The sequence below is a fragment of the Paracoccus jeotgali genome (genome assembly GCF_002865605.1).
In the GTDB taxonomy this organism is placed as follows: domain Bacteria; phylum Pseudomonadota; class Alphaproteobacteria; order Rhodobacterales; family Rhodobacteraceae; genus Paracoccus; species Paracoccus jeotgali.
The window spans coordinates 1129507-1146217 of the sequence record NZ_CP025583.1; the positions used below are offsets into that span (position 1 = coordinate 1129507).

The following is a 16711-nucleotide window of genomic DNA, read 5'->3' on the forward strand; positions in this document are numbered from 1 at the left end:
GCGCGGCCCTGTCCCTGACACGCTGCGGCGTCCGACGGAGCGGACCGCCGCAGCGCTTGGCGAACCCCGCTTAGCCCGCCTGAACCTGCCCGCGCGCGAGGGCGGACATGCGGCGATAGCCGGCGGTGCCGTGCCAGAAGCCGTTGCTGAAGACCTTGTCGGTGCACAGCTCCTGCAGCCTTGCCTCGGCCTCGGGCGCGTCCAGACGGGCGTCGGCCACGTCGCGGAACAGATGCGCCACGGCGATCATGTCGACGGTCTGGGGCATCAGCCGCAGATGAGTGACGTCCATCGCCTGCATCTCGGGCAGTTCCGGCAGCAGGTTCAGATAGGTCTCGGACTGGGTCTGGATGCCGTTCACGCGCAGGATGGCGCGGTCGTCGCGGGTGCGCAGCGCCATGCCGTCGGGGTCGTCCTCGCAGACGAACAGGCAGTTGTCCTTGGTCCGGCCATGGGCGCGGGCGTGATAGCAGCGCGCCGAGACCGCCAACGAAGCGCGGCCAAAGACCTGCACCTCGACCCCCAGCCCCAGGGCGCGGGCGGCGCGGGTGGCGTTCGCGACCGCAGGCGCGGGCAGTTCCGAGGGCAGGCAGACATGGGTCGCGCCCTGCCGCGCCATCCAGTCGATCGTCGCCTCGTTATAGGCATTCATGAACGGCCCGATCCGGTGCGCACGGCCAGCGCGGGCATAGAGGCCGGCGGCGTTGTTGATCTCGATCTCGGGGGTGTCCATGCCGGCCAGATCGGCGGTGGCCTTGCGCTCGCGCTTCAGCATCACCTCGGCCAGCGAGGACAGCACGACGCGCTTGCCGGCGCGTTCCAGCCGCTCGATGGTGGCGGGGATGTCGGCCTCGAAGAACGGCGCGCGTTTCGAGCAGATCACCTCGCCCAGATAGACCTCGTCCACCGGCGCCTCGTCAGCGATGCGGGCATAGAAATCGGTCCGCGCCTCGGGGGTCCAGTGATAGGCAATCGGGCCCAGGGTCAGTTTCACGCTCATCACATCACCGCCATTTCTTGGTTTCAAACGCGCCGAGGGTCTGCTTCTGCCCTTCGGTCAGCGCGACGAGATCGGCGATATTCGCCTCGCGCCCGGCCCTGATGTCGTCGATGGCGCGGCGGAAGGCCGCGACCACGTTGCGGACATAGGATTTCGACCGCTGCCGGCCCTCGATCTTGAAGGCATGAACGCCCGCATCGATCAGATCGGGCAACAGGCGCGAGAGGTTCAGGCTGACCGGCTCCTCGAAGGCGTAATAGCCCTCGGGGCGGTGGGGGGCGGTATAGCGGCCCTTGCAGATGGTGGGGTAGCCCGCGTTTTCCTGCGCGCCGAAGCGGTCGATGGTGAAACCGGCCAGCCGGCTCGACATCTCGCCCGTGGCATCGTCGCGGACATATTCCACATCCGAGGCGGGCGAGCAGACGCCGTCCATATTGGTCGATTGCCCGGTCAGGTAATTGGTCAGGCTGCACCGGCCCTCGACCATTAACCCGTGATTGCCGAAGATGAAGGTCTCGATCTCGCAGGGAATCTCGCGCCGGATCTCGCGGATCTCGGGGATGGTCAGGATGCGCGGCAGGACCACGCGCTTGACGCCGAAATTCTCGCAGTAATAGCGGATCGCCTCGGGCGAGGATGCCGCGGCCTGCACCGACAGGTGCAGCCGGACCTGCGGATGGGTGCGGGCGATATATTCCGCCACCCCCATATCGGCCACGATGAAGGCATCGACGCCCAGCCGCGCGCCGGTGTCCGCGGCCTGCTTCCACAGGTCAAACTTGCCCGCCGGGGGATAGGTGTTCAGTGCCAGCAGCACCTTGGCGCCGCGGGCATGGGCATAGGCCACGGCCTCGGCCAGTTCTTCGGGGGTGAAGTTCAGCCCCGGAAAGTTGCGCGCATTGGTCGCGTCCTGAAAGCCGCAATAGACCGCATCCGCGCCCGCATCGACAGCGGTGCGCAGCGCGGCGGGCGTGCCGGCCGGGCAGATGAGTTCGGCGAGTGTCATGCGTCAGACCCCGTTCTGGTGATTGTGATAGCTGCGCCGCAGCCGGTTCAGGATGGCGCGGCCGGGGGCGCCGAACAGCGCCGCCGCCTCGTCCGCGATCGAGCCGTCGACATCGTCCAGCGCATTGCGCAGGCGGACGACGGCCTCGGTATCGCCGGTGATCGTCAGGTCGCGCGAAAAGAAGGCCGCATCGCCATCCTCGTCGGAATCGACCAGTTGCAGCAGCAGCATGAAGCCGCCCCGGATCGTGGCCCCGGCAGGCGGCAGCGCGTCGCGCGGCACGGCGCGAAAGATCAGCCGCTCGGGGTCGGGGCGCAGGTGCAGCGCAAAGGGCAGCTCGATGGGGTCGATGACGAAATCGGTCTGCCGATGCGCCCCCAGCCGCGCGAACAGCGAGGCGTGGTTCTGCGCGATCTTGCGCACGGTCCGGTTCAGCAAGGGCTGGACCATGACGCAGGCGATCCGCGCCAGCGGGCCGCTGCGGCGGGGGGGCGCGTCCGCGCGGGCGCCGGTCTGGCCCGCATCCGAGCCGTCGCGGGGCAGGGGGGCCGCGGTCGAAAAAGCGTTGTCGGTCACGAAACCATCCTTTCGCAATTGCGCCGGAACCGGCCCCGAACCGCGTCGCATGGGTCGGGCCGGGCCTGTCGCCTTCGGACCTAGCAGCGGGCAATCGCGCCGGACAATCGCCAAATGCCCGGCTGCGACCCTGCGCCGCAGGAGGGGGCAGCGACGGTTTGACGCAGCAACCAGAGCTTGATCGAATCCCGGACCCATGCACTAACTGTGGTATCAGGTTAAAATATGACCACCACATATAGATTATCGGGGAACGATATGGCGGGACACCCTTTGCAGATCATCAAGCGGAACGGCGCGCTTGTCCCCTTTGATCGCCACCGCATCCGGCACGCGATCGCCAGCGCAGGAGAGGCCACGAAAGAGTTCGCCCCGGCCGAGGCCGAGGCCCTGACCGCGCAGGCCGAGACGGTCATCGCGCATCGTTTCGACGGCGGCACGCCCACGGTCGAACAGGTGCAGGACATCATCGAACAGGTGCTGATCACCGCCGGTCGGGTGGACACGGCCAATGCCTTCATCGCCTATCGCAGCCGCCATCAGAAGGCGCGGCAGGGGCAAAAGGCGCTGGTCGATGTGGCCTCGTCGATCAACGAATATCTGGACCGGTCCGACTGGCGGGTCAATGCCAATGCCAATCAGGGCTATTCGCTGGGCGGGCTGATCCTGAACCTGTCGGGCAAGGTGGTCGCGAATTACTGGCTCTCGCATCTCTACCCGCCCGAGGTGGGCGAGGCGCATCGCGAGGGCGACATCCACATTCACGATCTGGACGTGCTGGCCGGATATTGCGCCGGCTGGTCGCTGAAAACCCTGCTGGTCGAGGGCTTCAACGGCGTTCCCGGCACCATCGAATCCCTGCCGCCCCGGCATTTCTCCAGCGCCGTGGGCCAGATCGTCAACTTCCTTGGCACGCTGCAGAACGAATGGGCGGGGGCGCAGGCGTTCAGCTCGTTCGACACCTGTATGGCGCCCTTCGTCCGCAAGGACGCGATGAGCTACCCCGAGGTCCTGCAATGCATGCAGGAGCTGATCTTCAATCTGAACGTGCCCTCTCGCTGGGGGACGCAGACGCCGTTCACCAACCTGACCTTCGACTGGGTCTGCCCCGAGGATCTGCGCGACGAGGTGCCGCTGATCGGCGGCGAGCCCATGCCCTTCACCTATGGCGAGTTGCAGGACGAGATGGACCTGATCAACCGCGCCTATATCGAGGTGATGACCGGCGGCGATGCCCGTGGCCGGGTCTTTACCTTCCCGATCCCGACCTACAACATCGCGCCGGATTTCCCCTGGGACAGCCCTAATGCCGAGCTGCTGTTCGACATGACGGCGAAATACGGGCTGCCCTATTTCCAGAACTTCATCAATTCCGACCTCAAGCCCAACATGATCCGGTCGATGTGCTGCCGGCTGCAACTGGACCTGACCGAGCTTCTGAAGCGCGGCAACGGGCTGTTCGGCAGCGCCGAGCAGACCGGCTCGATCGGGGTGGTGACGGTCAACTGCGCGCGGCTGGGCTATCGCTACAAGGGCGACGAGGCCGCGCTGTTCCGCCGCCTGGACGAGCTGCTGGAACTGGGCCGCGTCAGCCTGGAAATCAAGCGCGAGACCATCCAGCGGCTGATGGATGACGGGCTTTACCCCTATACGCGCCGCTATCTGGGCACGCTGCGCAATCACTTCTCGACCCTCGGGGTGAATGGCATCAACGAGATGATCCGCAACTTCACCGACGACGCCCATGACATCACCAGCGAATGGGGCCACGATTTCGCGGTCCGGCTGCTGGACCACATCCGCGCCCGCATCACCGAGTTTCAGGGCCAGACCGAGACCATGTTCAACCTCGAGGCCACGCCGGCCGAAGGCACGACCTATCGTTTCGCGAAAGAGGACCGCAAGCGCTTCCCCGGCATCTTGCAGGCCGGCACCGACGAGAACCCATACTACACCAATTCGAGCCAGCTTCCCGTCGGCTATACCGACGACCCGTTCGAGGCGCTTTTGCAGCAGGACGACCTGCAAAAGAAATACACCGGCGGCACGGTGCTGCACCTCTATATGGGCTCGCGCCTCAGTTCGGGCGAGGCGGCGAAGAAGCTGGTGCAGCGGGCGCTGTCGCGGTTCCGCCTGCCCTATATCACCGTCACGCCGACATTCTCGATCTGCCCGACGCATGGCTATCTGGCGGGCGAACACGCCTTCTGCCCGAAATGCGATCAGGAACGTCTGGCCCAGAAACGGCAATCCGCCGCTCACGCAGCCTGAAGGAGGCAAAGATGACCAAACAAGACATCACGCTGGAAGATCACGAGCGCCAGCCCTGCGAGGTCTGGACCCGCGTCATGGGCTATCACCGCCCCGTCTCGTCCTTCAACAAGGGCAAAAAGGGCGAACATGCCGAGCGCCTGTTCTTTACCGAGGCCGCGCTGACCGCCGCGCCCGCCGGGGACACCCGTGCCGCCTGAACTGCGCATCGGCGGGCTGACCCGGCTGTCCACCTGCGATTGGCCGGGTCAGCTTGTCGCGACGGTCTTTACCCAAGGCTGCCCCTGGGACTGCCACTATTGCCACAATCCCGACCTGATCCCGCCCGACCGCCCGACCGAAGTCAGCTGGGCGCAGGTGCTGGGTTTTCTGGCGACACGGCGCGGGCTGCTGGACGGAGTGGTGTTTTCCGGGGGCGAGCCGACGCTGCAACCGGGACTGCCTGCGGCGATGCAGCAGGTCCGCGATCTGGGCTTTGGCGTCGGGCTGCACACCGGCGGACCCTATCCGCGACGGCTGGCGGCGGTGCTGCCGCTGACCGATTGGGTGGGGTTTGACGTCAAGGCACCTTTCGATGATTATGCCCGCATCACCTGCGTCGATGGCAGCGGCGCCAAGGCGCGCGAGAGCCTGGCGCTGATGCTGAACAGCGGCGTCGCCTGCGACATCCGCACCACCGTCGACGCGGCGTGGCTGGATGCCGACGCGCTGTCCCGGCTGGACGCGGATCTCGCGCCCTTCGGCATCGCCACGCGGCGCCAGCCCTACCGGACCGAAGGCACCCGGCCGGACCGGCAGCGCATGACCTAAGGGTGCCGGGCGCGTGCGCCAGAAAGGTTGACCCCGTGTCCGACACCCTGACCCTGACCGAGGCCCAGATTCACGCCCTCGCCTTTGATTTCCTGCGCTTTCACGGGCTGGCCGCCGATCAGGCGCAGGCGATGGCGCAGGTTCTAACGCAGGCGCAGCGCGATGGCGGGCTGTCCCACGGGCTGCAACGCCTGCCGGGGACGCTGGACACCATGTCCCATCCCGCCTTCAACCGTGACGCGGTGCCGGTCATCACGCAGGTCACGCCTGCGGTGAATTGCGCCGATGCCGGGTTCGGATTTTCCATTCTCGCCAGCATGAGCGGGCTGGACCCGCTGATCGACAGCGCGCGCAAGCTGGGGCTCGCGATGCTGGCGGTCAATAACGGCTTTCATTCGACCGCGCTGTGGCCGGTGGTGGAACGGATCGCGGAACAGGGGCTGGTCGGGCTGTCGATGAACCCGACGCGGGACTGGGTGGCGCCGGCGGGCGGGACGCGGCCGGTGCTGGGCACGAACCCCATCGCCTTTGCCTGGCCGCGACCGGGGCGCGCGCCCTATGTGTTTGATTTCGCGACCACCGCCGCCTCGCGCGCCGATATCGCGCTGCATCGCCAGCAGGGCAAGCCGGTGCCCGAGGGCTGGGGGCTGGACGCAGAGGGGCGCGACACCACCGATCCGGCGGCGGTGCTGGCGGGGGCGATGCTGCCCTTTGGCGGGCACAAGGGGTCCGCGATTGCGACCATGATCGAGCTTCTTTCGGGGCCGTTCATCGGCGACCGGACCAGTGCGGCCTCGGCGCGCTTCGATCAGGGCCATGACGCGGCGCCCTGCCATGGCGAGCTGATCCTCGCCCTCGACCCGGCGCTGCTGGCCTCGCCGGATGATATCGCTGCCGCCGAGGCGACGCTGGACGCGATCACGGATCAGGGGGCGCGGCTGCCCGGCGCGCGGCGCCATGCCATCCGCGCGCAGAACCTGCGCGACGGTATCCCCGTCGACCGCGCGCTTTACGACCGGATTCGCGGGATGATGAAAAGCGAGGGGTGAGGCGGGGCAGGGGCAAACTGCGTCCAGCCTGATAGGACAGGGCGGTCGGTTGTTCTTACAATAGACCCGCAGGCGCGGTCTGAACCTCCCGCAGATCAGCCGCTACGCCCGCGTCGGATCATAGGCCAGCAGGCGCAGCGCGTTCATCGTCACCAGAACCGTCGCCCCGGTATCGGCGAGGATGGCGATCCACAGCCCGGTGATCCCCAGCAGCGTGGTGACCAGAAACACCGCCTTCAACCCCAGCGCGATCGAGACGTTCTGGCGGATATTCCGCATCGCCGCCCGCGCCAGCCGGATCATCGCCGGGATATCCGTCACCCGGTCGCGCAGGATCGCGGCATCCGCCGTCTCGAGCGCCACATCGGTGCCCGAACCCATCGCCACACCCACGCTCGCCTGTTTCAGCGCCGGGGCGTCGTTGATGCCGTCGCCGACCATCATCACCCCCTGATCGGCCATGCCGGCAATCGCCGCCAGCTTGTCGGCGGGCAGCATGCCAGCGCGGTAATCGCTGCCCAGAGCCTCGGCAATGGCGGCGGCGGTGCGCTGGTTGTCGCCGGTCAGGATCGTCCCGCTCAGGCCCATGGCGTGCAACTGCCGGATCGCCTCGCCCGCATCGGCGCGCGCCTCGTCCCGCAGCGCGATCAGGCCAAGCGCACCGTCCGGCGCCGACAGCACCACCACCGTCTTGCCCGCCGATTCCATCGTGGCGATCTGTTCGCCGGCACCGTCCGCCAGCAGCCCCTGTTCGCTGGCCTCGCGTGGGCTGGAGACATGCAGCAGCCGTCCCTCGACCATGGCCGAGACGCCGCGCCCGGCCTGTGCGCGCGCGTCCTCAGCCCGCGCCGGCGTCAGCCCCTCGGCCCGTTGCAGGATCGCCCGCGCGATGGGATGGCTGGAATCGGATTCGACCCCGGCCGCCAGCCGCAACAGCTCGGTCTGGTCCAGATCGGACAGCGGCACGACATCGGTCACCTGCGGGCGGCCATGGGTCAGCGTGCCGGTCTTGTCGAAGGCCACGGCGCGGATCTGCGCCGTCGCCTCGATCACCGCGCCGCCCTTCATCAGCAGCCCGCGCCGCGCGCCCGACGACATCGCCGAGGCAATGGCGGCGGGGACCGAGATCACCAGCGCGCAGGGGCAACCGATCAGCAGCAGCGCCAGCCCGCGATAGATCCAGTCGCCCCAGGCTGCGCCGAAAGCCAGCGGCGGGATCAGGATCACCGCCACCGACAGCCCGACCACCAGCGGCATGTACCAGCGGCTGAAGCGGTCGATGAAGCGTTCGGTGGGCGCGCGGGCCTCTTCGGCATCCTCGACCAGGCGGATGATGCGGGCGATGGTGTTGTCTTCGGCCGCGCGCGAGACGCGGACTCGCAGCGCGGCCTCGGTATTGATGGCGCCGGCAAAGACCTCGTCGCCCGGACCGCGCGGCTGCGGGACGCTTTCGCCGGTCACCGGGCTTTCGTCGATGCCGCTGCTGCCGGTCAGGATCACCCCGTCGGCGGGGATGCGGTCGCCGGGCCGGACCAGCACGGTCTGGCCGACCTGCAGGCTGTCGGCCGGGACCTGCTGGCTGCGTCCGTCGGATTCCAGCAGCGCGGTCTTGGGGACCAGTTCCGCCAGCGCCCGGATGCCTTGGCGGGCGCGGCCTGCGGCCACGCCCTCCAGCACCTCGCCCACGGCGAACAGAAAGACCACCAGCGCCGCTTCTTCGGCGGCGCCGATGAAGAGGGCCCCGATGGCGGCAATGGTCATCAGCGATTCGATGGTGAAGGGCTGTCCCAGCCGCAGCGCCGCCAGCGCCCGCTGCGCCACCGGCGCCACGCCGATCAGGCAGGCCGCGACAAAGGCCCAGTCGCGCCACTGGCCGGGCAGCAGAAAACCAAGCGTCCAGGCCGCCGCCAGCAGCAGCCCGGTCAGGATCACCAGCCGGCCCTTGGCGGTGGCGTACCAAGGCCCCGGCTCGACGTCGTGGTCATGGGCATGGCCGTGCGCCGCCGCCTTGCGGGCGGCGGGGGCCGCGATGCCGAAGCCCAGCGCGCGCACGACGTCTTCGACCTCGTCCCGGCGGGTCTGGTCGGGGTCGAGGCGCAGCCGCAGCTTTTCGGCCATGACGTTGACGCTGACCGCGCTGACACCGGGCAGGCGGTCGAGTGCGCCGGTGATCCGCGTCGCGCAGGACGCGCAATCCATGCCGGTGACGGACCATTCGCAGGTCGTGTCGGGGAGGGGGTCGTGCTGCATCATTCTCTCCAAGCGTCTTCGGGATGGACCGGGACTGCCAGGCAATCTAATCTCTCTAGCAACTAGAGGTTCAAGGGCTGAATCATGCTGAGCATCGGAAAACTTGGCGCGGCGGCGGGGGTGAAGGTGCCGACGATCCGCTATTACGAGCAGATCGGCCTGCTGGAGGCGCCCGAACGCAGCGCCGGAAACCAGCGGCTGTATCCGGCAAGCGCGCTCGACCGGCTGCGCTTCATCCGCCATTCGCGCGAGCTGGGCTTTCCGCTCGACGCGATCCGAGAGCTGCTGGACCTCGCCGACCGCCCGGACCGGCCCTGCGCCGCCATCGACGCCATCGCCGCGCGCCAACTGGCCGCGACCCGCGCCCGAATTGCCCGGCTGCGCGCGCTCGAGGGTGAGTTGCAGCGGATGCTGGCCGGCTGCGCGACCGGGCGGGTGTCCGACTGCCGGGTGATCGAGGTGCTGGGCGACCACGCGCTATGCGCCGAGGATCACGGCGCGACCGACCCCGAAGGCTGAGCGCGGGGCCGGCAGTCACCCCAGCGGCGGGATGTCGCCCTGCTGGCGTTCCGCGTGGAAGCCGGTCACGAACGTGTCCAGCGTTCCGGCGGCGATGGCGTCGCGCAGCCCCTGCATCAGCGTCTGGTAGTAATGCAGATTGTGCCATGTCAGCAGCATGCCCGAGATCATCTCTTGCGCGCGAAAGACATGGTGCAGATAGGCGCGGGAATAGCCGCGGCAGGCCGGGCAGGTGCAGCTTTCGTCCAGCGGGCGCGGGTCGTCGGCGTGCCGCGCGTTCTTGATGTTGACCTGCCCGCGCCGCGTCCAGGCCTGCCCGGTCCGACCCGAGCGTGAGGGCAGCACGCAATCCATCATGTCGACCCCGCGCTGCACGGCGCCCACGATGTCGTCGGGCTTGCCGACCCCCATCAGATAGCGCGGCTTGTCCGTGGGCAGCAGCTCGGGCGCGTAGTCGAGCACGCCGAACATCGCCTCTTGCCCCTCACCCACGGCCAGTCCGCCGATGGCATAGCCGTCAAAGCCGATCCCGCGCAGCGCTTGGGCGGATTCCTCGCGCAGATGCCGGATGACGCCGCCCTGCATGATGCCGAACAGCGCATGTCCCGGCCGGTCGCCGAAGGCATCGCGCGACCGCTGCGCCCATCGCATCGACAAGCGCATTGCCTCGGCCTGACGATCCTCGGTCGCGGGCAGGGCAGGGCATTCGTCAAAGGCCATGACGATGTCGCTGCCCAGCAGGCGCTGAATCTCCATGCTGGTTTCGGGCGACAGAAAGTGCCGGCTGCCATCGACATGGCTGGCAAAGGTGACTCCGTCCTCGGTCAGCTTGCGCAGATCGGCCAGCGACATGACTTGAAAACCGCCGGAATCGGTCAGGATCGGCCGGTCCCAGTTCATGAAGCGGTGCAACCCGCCCAGACGCGCGATCCGCTCGGCGCCGGGGCGCAGCATCAGGTGATAGGTGTTGCCAAGCAGGATGTCGGCGCCGGTCGCGCGCACCGATTCCGGCAGCATTGCCTTGACGGTGGCGGCGGTGCCCACCGGCATGAAGGCCGGCGTGCGGATCTGGCCGCGCGGCGTGTCGATCACCCCGGTCCGGGCGCGGCCATCGGTGGCGTTCACGGTAAAGGAAAAACGGCTCATCTGCGGACCCTGTTGCGGCAAGGCGTGGTTCTAGCGCGGCGCGTGGCCAAGCGAAAGCCCTGCGGCATGACCCGAGGCCCAGGCCCATTGAAAATTGTAACCGCCGAGCCAGCCGGTCGCGTCCACCGCCTCGCCGATGAAATAGAGCCCCGGCTGCCCGCGCGCCTGCATGGTTTTCGCGTCCAGCCCGCGCGTGTCGATCCCGCCCAGCGTCACCTCGGCCGTGCGATACCCCTCGGAACCAACCGGCCGCAGCCGCCAGCGATGGACGCGCTCCGCGATGCGGTTAAGCGTGGCGTTGTTCTGGTCCGCCAGCCGCGCCCCGGTCAGTTGCAGCTCTTCGGCGATCGCCTCGGCCAGCCGCGCCGGCAGATGCGCGCTCAGCACCGTCGCCACCGCGATGCGCCCGCCTTGCCCGCGCCTGTCGCGCAACTCGGCCGCCAGATCGAGGCCCGGCGCCAGATCGACGTGGATCTCGTCCCCCGGATGCCAAAAGCTCGAAATCTGCAGGATCGCCGGACCCGACAGCCCGCGATGGGTGAACAACAGCGCATCGTCGAAGCGCGTCTTGCCGTGGGTGACGCTGGCCGCCACGGACACCCCCGCCAGCGGCTTGGTCCGCGCCAGATCCTGTTCGGCAAAGGTCAAGGGCACCAGACCGGGCCGGGTTTCGATGATCTTCAGCCCGAACTGCCGCGCCAGATCATAGGCAAGCCCCGTCGCCCCCATCTTCGGGATCGACTTGCCGCCCGAGGCCACCACCACACGCCCCGCCCGGACCAGGCCGCGAGTCGTCTGGGCCAGAAACCCCGCGCCGTCACGCGCCAGCCCCGAGAGCGTTGTGTCGAGCCACAGCTCTGCCCCGGCCATCCGATCCACCAGCATGTCCGTGATCTGCGTCGCCCGCCCGTCGCAGAACAGCTGCCCCAGCGTCTTTTCATGCCACGCGATCCCCGCCCGATCGACGAGCGCCACGAAATCGAGCGGCGAAAACCCCGCCAGCGCCGAGGCGCAAAAGCGCGGATTTTCCGACAGGAACCGGTCCCGCGCGGTGGCCAGATTGGTGAAGTTGCACCGCCCCCCGCCCGAGATGCGGATCTTCTCTCCCGGCGCGCGGGCATGGTCGATCACCAGCACCCGCAGCCCCTGCATCCGCGCCGTGCCGGCACAGAACAGCCCCGCCGCGCCGGCCCCGATGATCAGAACATCCCACTCCATCCGCGCAGCCATAGGCCGCGTGCCGGATGCCCGCAAGTTTTTCCGAAAACCCCCTTGCACCCCCCCGCAGCCATGCTACATACGCCCGCATCGTTGGGGCGTAGCCAAGTGGTAAGGCAACGGTTTTTGGTACCGCGTACCGTAGGTTCGAATCCTACCGCCCCAGCCAGATTTCTTTACAGCGTTGAACTGGAGCGGCGCTTCGGCGTGGGATGGGCGGCTTTGGTGCTGTCCGCGGTCACGCCAATCGTTTGACGTCATCCGCATCTCGGGCAGTGGCGCGGACGATGTCGGGCGTCGCCTGGTGGAGCCGAGCGTATCGAGCCCCGCCTGAATGATCGGCTTGCGCCGCACGCTCCAAAGGCGCCTCGCTGACGTGGGTGTAAAGCTTTCGGACCTCGTCGATGTCACGCGGCGGGATATCGCGCTTGCGCGGTTGCTCACCGGGGTCGGCAGTTTGAAGGCGCTTGCGCTCGATCTTGGCTACAGCGATCAGGCTCATTTCACCCGCAGCTTCAAGCGCTGGACGGGGTCGGCACCGACTGCTTATGGAAAATTCAATTCCGATCCGGAGCAACGAGGCGCCAATTCTGGCGACTGAAACTTCGGGCTGTCGCTCTCCGGCCTTACCACCGCAGGATCACGCTGCCCCAGGACAGCCCGCCGCCGATGGCTTCGGTCACGATGATGTCGCCCGGCTTGAAGCGGCCCTCGTCATTGGCCAGCGACAGCGCCAGCGGGATCGAGGCGGCGGAGGTATTGCCGTGGTCGGCGACGGTCAGCACGACGCGCTCCATCGGCAGGTTCATGCGCTGCGCGGTGGCGGCGATGATACGGGCGTTGGCCTGGTGCGGGACCAGCCAGTCGACCTGATCGGTGGTCATCCCGGCCTTTTCGATGACCCGATGCGCGGTCTGGGCCAGCTTCTCGACCGCGTGGCGGAACAGCACATTGCCCTGCATCCGCAGCTTCCCGGCGGTCCCGGTCGTGGCGACGCCGCCATCGACATAGAGGATGTCGCGGAAGCTGCCATCGCTGTTGAGGTCGCTGGCGAGGATGCCGCGGTCGCCCTCGGCGGCTTCCAGAACCACGGCACCGGCGCCGTCGCCGAACAGCACGCAGGTGCCGCGGTCGGTCCAGTCCATGATCCGGCTGAAGGTCTCTGCGCCGATGACCAGCACGCGCTCGGCCTGACCCGAACGGATCAGTGCGTCGCCATTGGCCAGCCCGAAGACGAAGCCAGCGCAGACTGCCTGCATGTCGTAGCAGAAGCCGCGCGTCATGCCCAACCCGGCCTGCACCATGGTGGCGACCGAGGGGAAGGTCAGGTCCGGGGTCGAGGTCGCCACGATCACCGCGTCGATGTCGTCGGGCTGCATTCCGGCGCTGTCCAGCGCGGCGGCGGCGGCCTTGATCGCCATGGCCGAGGTGGTTTCGCCATCGGCGGCGAAATGGCGCCGCTCGATCCCGGTGCGGGCGCGGATCCATTCATCCGAGGTGTCGATGAAGCTCTCGAACCAGGCGTTCTCGACGATGCGTTCGGGCAGATAGCGTCCGGTGCCGCGGATCACGGCGCGGCGGGTCATGGCTCGGTCCCGGGCAGGGCGGCGGTGCGGTCCTCGGCGGCGGCGGCGGCCTGCGCCACGCGCGCCGCCAGCCGGTCGTGAAAGCCGGATTGCGCCAGCTGAAAGGCGAGCTTCAAAGCCGCCGAAACCCCGGTCGCATCGGCCGAGCCGTGGGATTTGACCACCGTCGCGTTCAGCCCCAGAAACACCCCACCATTGACCCGGCGCGGATCGATCCGCTTTTGCAGCCGCTTCAGCGAGGTCAGCGCCAGCAGCGCGGCGAATTTCGACATGATCGAATTGGCGAAGGCGTCGCGCATGAAATCCCCGACCAGCTTGGCCGTCCCCTCGCCGGTCTTCAGCGCGACATTGCCGGTGAACCCGTCGGTGACGATCACATCGACGCGGTCCGAGGGCAGATCGCCGCCCTCGACAAAGCCGATATAGTCGAAATTCCCGTCGGCCGAGGCGACCGAGATCAGGTCATGGGCAAGCTTCAGCTCGGCCCGGCCCTTGTGCTCCTCGGTGCCAACATTCAGCAGGCCGACGCGCGGGCGTTCGACGCCGAGGCCGTTCTTGGCATAAGAGGCGCCCATCAGCGCGTATTGCAGCAGATCGGGGGCATCGGCGCGGATATCGGCGCCGCAATCCAGCATGACGTTGAAGCCCTGCGCATTGCGCGAGGGCCACAGGCAGGCGATGGCGGGACGGTTGACGCCGGGCAGCTTGCGCAGGCGGATCACCGACAGCGCCATCAGCGCCCCGGTATTCCCGCAAGAGACCGCGACCGTCGCCTCGCCATTGCGGACCGATTCAATGGCCGACCACATCGAGGTGCCCTGCGCGCTGCGGATCACCTGTGCGGGCTTGTCGCTCATCGAGACGACGCTTTGGGCGTCACGGATCTCGCAGCGTTCGGCGAGGCCGCGCTTGCGCGAGACCAGCTTGGACAGCTCGGCCTCGGGGCCGTGCAGGATGAAGCGCAGATCGGGGTTCTTTTCGGCGCTGAGCGCCACGCCCGCGACCACCGTCGCGGGGCCGCGATCGCCGCCCATCGTGTCAACGGAAAGCACCACGCTGCCCCCGGTCGAGGGGCGGCGCGGGGTTCCGGGTTCCGCCGTCTGCGTCATTGACCTGCGCCAGCCGTTCAGGCCGCGTCGTCGTCCAGGTCGATCTCGGCCGTCTGGGCCACGACCTCGCGGTCGGCATAATGGCCGCAAGAGGGGCAGACGTGATGCGGACGCTTCAGCTCGCCGCAGGACGGGCATTCATTGGGGTTCGCCGCCGAAAGGGCATCATGCGCGCGGCGCATGTTGCGCTTGGAACGGGTCACGCGGTTCTGAGGGACAGCCATGTCTCAACCTCGGGGTCTGGGGCCGCGCAGCCTGCGGGGCCGGTGTCAGTAATCGGATCAGAGCCGCGGCAATAGGCCACAACCGTCCCGGAGGCAAGCGGAAACCTGTCCGGTGCGCCAAGCGTCAGTCGCGCGACTCGTGAAGGCCGCAACATACTGGTTCTGGGGGCGGTTGCAAGCGTTTGAAGGGCGGGCTTACGCTGTTGTCCGGCGGGCCGTTCGGGCTGCGGTTCCGGCATCCAGCCACTCGGTCGCTTGGGCTAGATCTTCGGGCGTGTTGATGTTGAAAAAGGGGGACAGTTCAGTGCCGCCCGCCGCATGTAGCGCCGGAAAGACCGCCGTGGCCGCGTCGTGTTCGGCGGCAAAAGCGCGCACTCGGCGCTGCCCGGCGATGATTGCCGCGCGCAGCGGGGCCGCCAGCCGCGTGGGCCACAGCGCCGTGGTCGGGTGCAGCCGCAGCCCGTCCGGCGCGTGATCGGCCGCCATTGCCAGACCGTCCGCGCTCGCCGCAGCCTGCAGCCGCGACAGCAGGTCGGCGGGCAGGAACGGCGTGTCGCCTGCGACGACCAGCACACGGTCCGCGCCTTGCGCCTCGGCCCAAAGCATCGCAGCCAAGATGCCGGCCAGCGGGCCGGGACGCTGCGGCACCTCGGGCGGAAAGTCGGGATCGGGCAGCACCGGCAGGTTGAAACCCGCAAAACGCGCCGCGTCGCCATTGGCGTTCAGCGCGATCAGCGGCGTCTGCGGGCGCAGCAGGGCGAGCAGATGGGCCAGCAGCGGCCGGCCCGCCAGCGGCAGCAGCACCTTGTCGCCGCCGCCCATGCGCCGGGCCAGCCCGCCGGCCAGGATCACCGCCGGGACCGGCTGCATGATCAGGCGATCCCGGCCGCCACCAGCCCCTTGGCGAGCTTGCGGAACGCCGCCGCCGAGTCGCTGTCGGGCGCGCCGATCACCGCCGGCACCCCGGCATCGCCGCCTTCGCGGACCGCCAGTTCCAGCGGCAACTCGCCCAGCAAAGGCACGCCCAGTCGCGCAGCCTCGGCCGCGACGCCGCCCTTGCCGAAGATATGCTCGGCATGGCCGCAATTGGTGCAGACATGCACGGCCATGTTCTCGATCAACCCGAGGATCGGGATGTTGACGCGGGTGAACATGTCGATCCCCTTGCGCGCGTCCAGCAGCGCGATGTCCTGCGGGGTCGAGACGATGATCGCGCCGTCGATCTTGGCCTTCTGCGCCAGCGTCAGCTGCACGTCGCCGGTGCCCGGCGGCAGGTCGACCAGCAGGCAGTCCAGATCGCCCCACTGGACCTGAAACAGCATCTGCTGCAGCGCCGTCATCAGCATCGGCCCGCGCCAGATCACTGCCTCGTCATCGCGGGTCAGCAGGCCGAGCGACATCATCTTGACGCCATGCCCCTCCATCGGGACGATCGACTTGCCGTCGGGGCTGGCAGGACGCCCGGTCACGCCCATCATGCGCGGCTGGCTGGGGCCATAGACGTCGGCATCCAGCAGCCCCACGCGCCGCCCCTCGGCCGCGAGCGCGGCGGCGAGGTTCGCAGACACGGTCGATTTGCCGACCCCGCCCTTGCCCGAGGCGATGGCGATGACATGGCGCACGCCGGGCACAGCCTCGGGCGCGGTGGGCGATTTCGGGCGCGGCTTCAGGTCCGGCGGCGGCGCCTTTTCGGTATGCGCGGTCAGCACGCCCGAGACCTTGGTGACGCCGGGCAGGGCGGCGACGGCGGCCTTGGCCTCGGTCAGGACCGGCTCCATCTGCTCGGCCAGCGGGGGGTGGATCTCCATCACGAAGCGCACCTCGCCATCCGGCTCGACATGGATCGCGCGGGCGATGCCGCTGTCGACGATGTTGCGGCCCGAAACAGGGTCGATGATCCCGCGCAGGCAGGTGGCGATGTCGTCTTTCGTGGGAAGTGTCATTCCG

Annotated in this window: 17 protein-coding genes and 1 tRNA gene; 7 read left to right on the top strand and 11 right to left on the bottom strand. The window is 68.2% G+C overall.

The genetic code is table 11. The features are described from left to right. Nucleotides 1-70: 70 nt before the first annotated feature. Genes ubiV through ubiT form a run of 3 tightly spaced genes read right to left on the bottom strand, consistent with a single transcriptional unit; the run spans nucleotide 71 to nucleotide 2582 of the window. Nucleotides 71-1000 carry a ubiquinone anaerobic biosynthesis protein UbiV gene (ubiV, locus tag CYR75_RS05635; protein WP_101499191.1) on the bottom strand — a complete coding sequence of 310 codons (930 nt, stop codon included), beginning with the start codon at nucleotides 998-1000 and terminating at the stop codon, nucleotides 71-73. A gap of 4 nt (nucleotides 1001-1004) precedes the next feature. After that, nucleotides 1005-2006, bottom strand: a complete 1002-nt coding sequence (ubiU, locus tag CYR75_RS05640) for a ubiquinone anaerobic biosynthesis protein UbiU (protein WP_101499192.1) — start codon at nucleotides 2004-2006, stop codon at nucleotides 1005-1007. Nucleotides 2007-2009: 3 nt separating this feature from the next. Continuing rightward, the gene (gene ubiT / locus CYR75_RS05645) at nucleotides 2010-2582 is read right to left on the bottom strand and encodes a ubiquinone anaerobic biosynthesis accessory factor UbiT (RefSeq protein WP_225972854.1); all 573 of its coding nucleotides are present in this window, start codon (nucleotides 2580-2582) and stop codon (nucleotides 2010-2012) included. Nucleotides 2583-2840: 258 nt separating this feature from the next. Between ubiT and CYR75_RS05650 the strand changes: the two genes are divergently transcribed. Genes CYR75_RS05650 through CYR75_RS05665 form a run of 4 tightly spaced genes read left to right on the top strand, consistent with a single transcriptional unit; the run spans nucleotide 2841 to nucleotide 6712 of the window. After that, the gene (locus CYR75_RS05650; protein ID WP_101499193.1) at nucleotides 2841-4853 is read left to right on the top strand and encodes a ribonucleoside triphosphate reductase; all 2013 of its coding nucleotides are present in this window, start codon (nucleotides 2841-2843) and stop codon (nucleotides 4851-4853) included. Between the two features lie 11 nt (nucleotides 4854-4864). Continuing rightward, nucleotides 4865-5053 carry an anaerobic ribonucleoside-triphosphate reductase gene (gene nrdD / locus CYR75_RS16600; protein WP_101499194.1) on the top strand — a complete coding sequence of 63 codons (189 nt, stop codon included), beginning with the start codon at nucleotides 4865-4867 and terminating at the stop codon, nucleotides 5051-5053. Continuing rightward, entirely contained in the window at nucleotides 5043-5663 is a 621-nt protein-coding gene (locus CYR75_RS05660) for an anaerobic ribonucleoside-triphosphate reductase activating protein (protein ID WP_101499195.1), read from the top strand. Before nrdD ends, CYR75_RS05660 begins: the two co-directional genes overlap by 11 nt. A gap of 35 nt (nucleotides 5664-5698) precedes the next feature. Then, nucleotides 5699-6712 (top strand): Ldh family oxidoreductase, encoded by a 1014-nt coding sequence (locus CYR75_RS05665; RefSeq protein ID WP_101499196.1) that lies wholly within the window; start codon nucleotides 5699-5701, stop codon nucleotides 6710-6712. Nucleotides 6713-6814: 102 nt separating this feature from the next. Here CYR75_RS05665 and CYR75_RS05670 read toward each other — a convergent pair whose 3' ends face one another. Then, nucleotides 6815-8962, bottom strand: coding sequence for a heavy metal translocating P-type ATPase (locus CYR75_RS05670; RefSeq protein WP_101500889.1), 2148 nt, complete (start codon nucleotides 8960-8962; stop codon nucleotides 6815-6817). Nucleotides 8963-9046: 84 nt separating this feature from the next. Here CYR75_RS05670 and CYR75_RS05675 point away from each other — a divergent pair, with 84 nt between their 5' ends. Then, nucleotides 9047-9481, top strand: coding sequence for a MerR family transcriptional regulator (locus tag CYR75_RS05675; RefSeq protein WP_101499197.1), 435 nt, complete (start codon nucleotides 9047-9049; stop codon nucleotides 9479-9481). Between the two features lie 15 nt (nucleotides 9482-9496). Here the strand turns inward: CYR75_RS05675 and tgt are convergent, their stop codons facing one another. Both tgt and CYR75_RS05685 read right to left on the bottom strand, forming a co-directional pair. Beyond that, nucleotides 9497-10627, bottom strand: a complete 1131-nt coding sequence (gene tgt, locus CYR75_RS05680) for a tRNA guanosine(34) transglycosylase Tgt (RefSeq protein ID WP_101499198.1) — start codon at nucleotides 10625-10627, stop codon at nucleotides 9497-9499. A 30-nt stretch (nucleotides 10628-10657) separates the two neighbouring features. After that, the gene (locus CYR75_RS05685) at nucleotides 10658-11857 is read right to left on the bottom strand and encodes a BaiN/RdsA family NAD(P)/FAD-dependent oxidoreductase (RefSeq protein ID WP_404825363.1); all 1200 of its coding nucleotides are present in this window, start codon (nucleotides 11855-11857) and stop codon (nucleotides 10658-10660) included. 82 nt (nucleotides 11858-11939) lie between these two features. On the opposite strand from CYR75_RS05685, the gene CYR75_RS05690 reads away from it, so the two are divergent. Then, nucleotides 11940-12014 (top strand) — tRNA-Gln (locus CYR75_RS05690). Nucleotides 12015-12179: 165 nt separating this feature from the next. Further along, nucleotides 12180-12446, top strand: a complete 267-nt coding sequence (locus CYR75_RS05695; RefSeq protein WP_101499199.1) for a helix-turn-helix domain-containing protein — start codon at nucleotides 12180-12182, stop codon at nucleotides 12444-12446. A 25-nt stretch (nucleotides 12447-12471) separates the two neighbouring features. Here CYR75_RS05695 and CYR75_RS05700 read toward each other — a convergent pair whose 3' ends face one another. From CYR75_RS05700 to CYR75_RS05720, 5 genes are all read right to left on the bottom strand, one after another. After that, nucleotides 12472-13431, bottom strand: coding sequence for a beta-ketoacyl-ACP synthase III (locus CYR75_RS05700; RefSeq protein WP_101499200.1), 960 nt, complete (start codon nucleotides 13429-13431; stop codon nucleotides 12472-12474). Continuing rightward, entirely contained in the window at nucleotides 13428-14540 is a 1113-nt protein-coding gene (gene plsX, locus CYR75_RS05705; protein WP_101499201.1) for a phosphate acyltransferase PlsX, read from the bottom strand. Before plsX ends, CYR75_RS05700 begins: the two co-directional genes overlap by 4 nt. A 17-nt stretch (nucleotides 14541-14557) precedes the next feature. Further along, the gene (gene rpmF / locus CYR75_RS05710; protein ID WP_101499202.1) at nucleotides 14558-14764 is read right to left on the bottom strand and encodes a 50S ribosomal protein L32; all 207 of its coding nucleotides are present in this window, start codon (nucleotides 14762-14764) and stop codon (nucleotides 14558-14560) included. A gap of 195 nt (nucleotides 14765-14959) precedes the next feature. Beyond that, nucleotides 14960-15634, bottom strand: a complete 675-nt coding sequence (mobA, locus tag CYR75_RS05715) for a molybdenum cofactor guanylyltransferase MobA (RefSeq protein ID WP_101499203.1) — start codon at nucleotides 15632-15634, stop codon at nucleotides 14960-14962. Between the two features lie 2 nt (nucleotides 15635-15636). Continuing rightward, complete coding sequence (locus CYR75_RS05720) at nucleotides 15637-16707, bottom strand: Mrp/NBP35 family ATP-binding protein (protein WP_101499204.1); 1071 nt, start codon at nucleotides 16705-16707, stop codon at nucleotides 15637-15639. Between the last annotated feature and the right edge of the window lie 4 nt (nucleotides 16708-16711).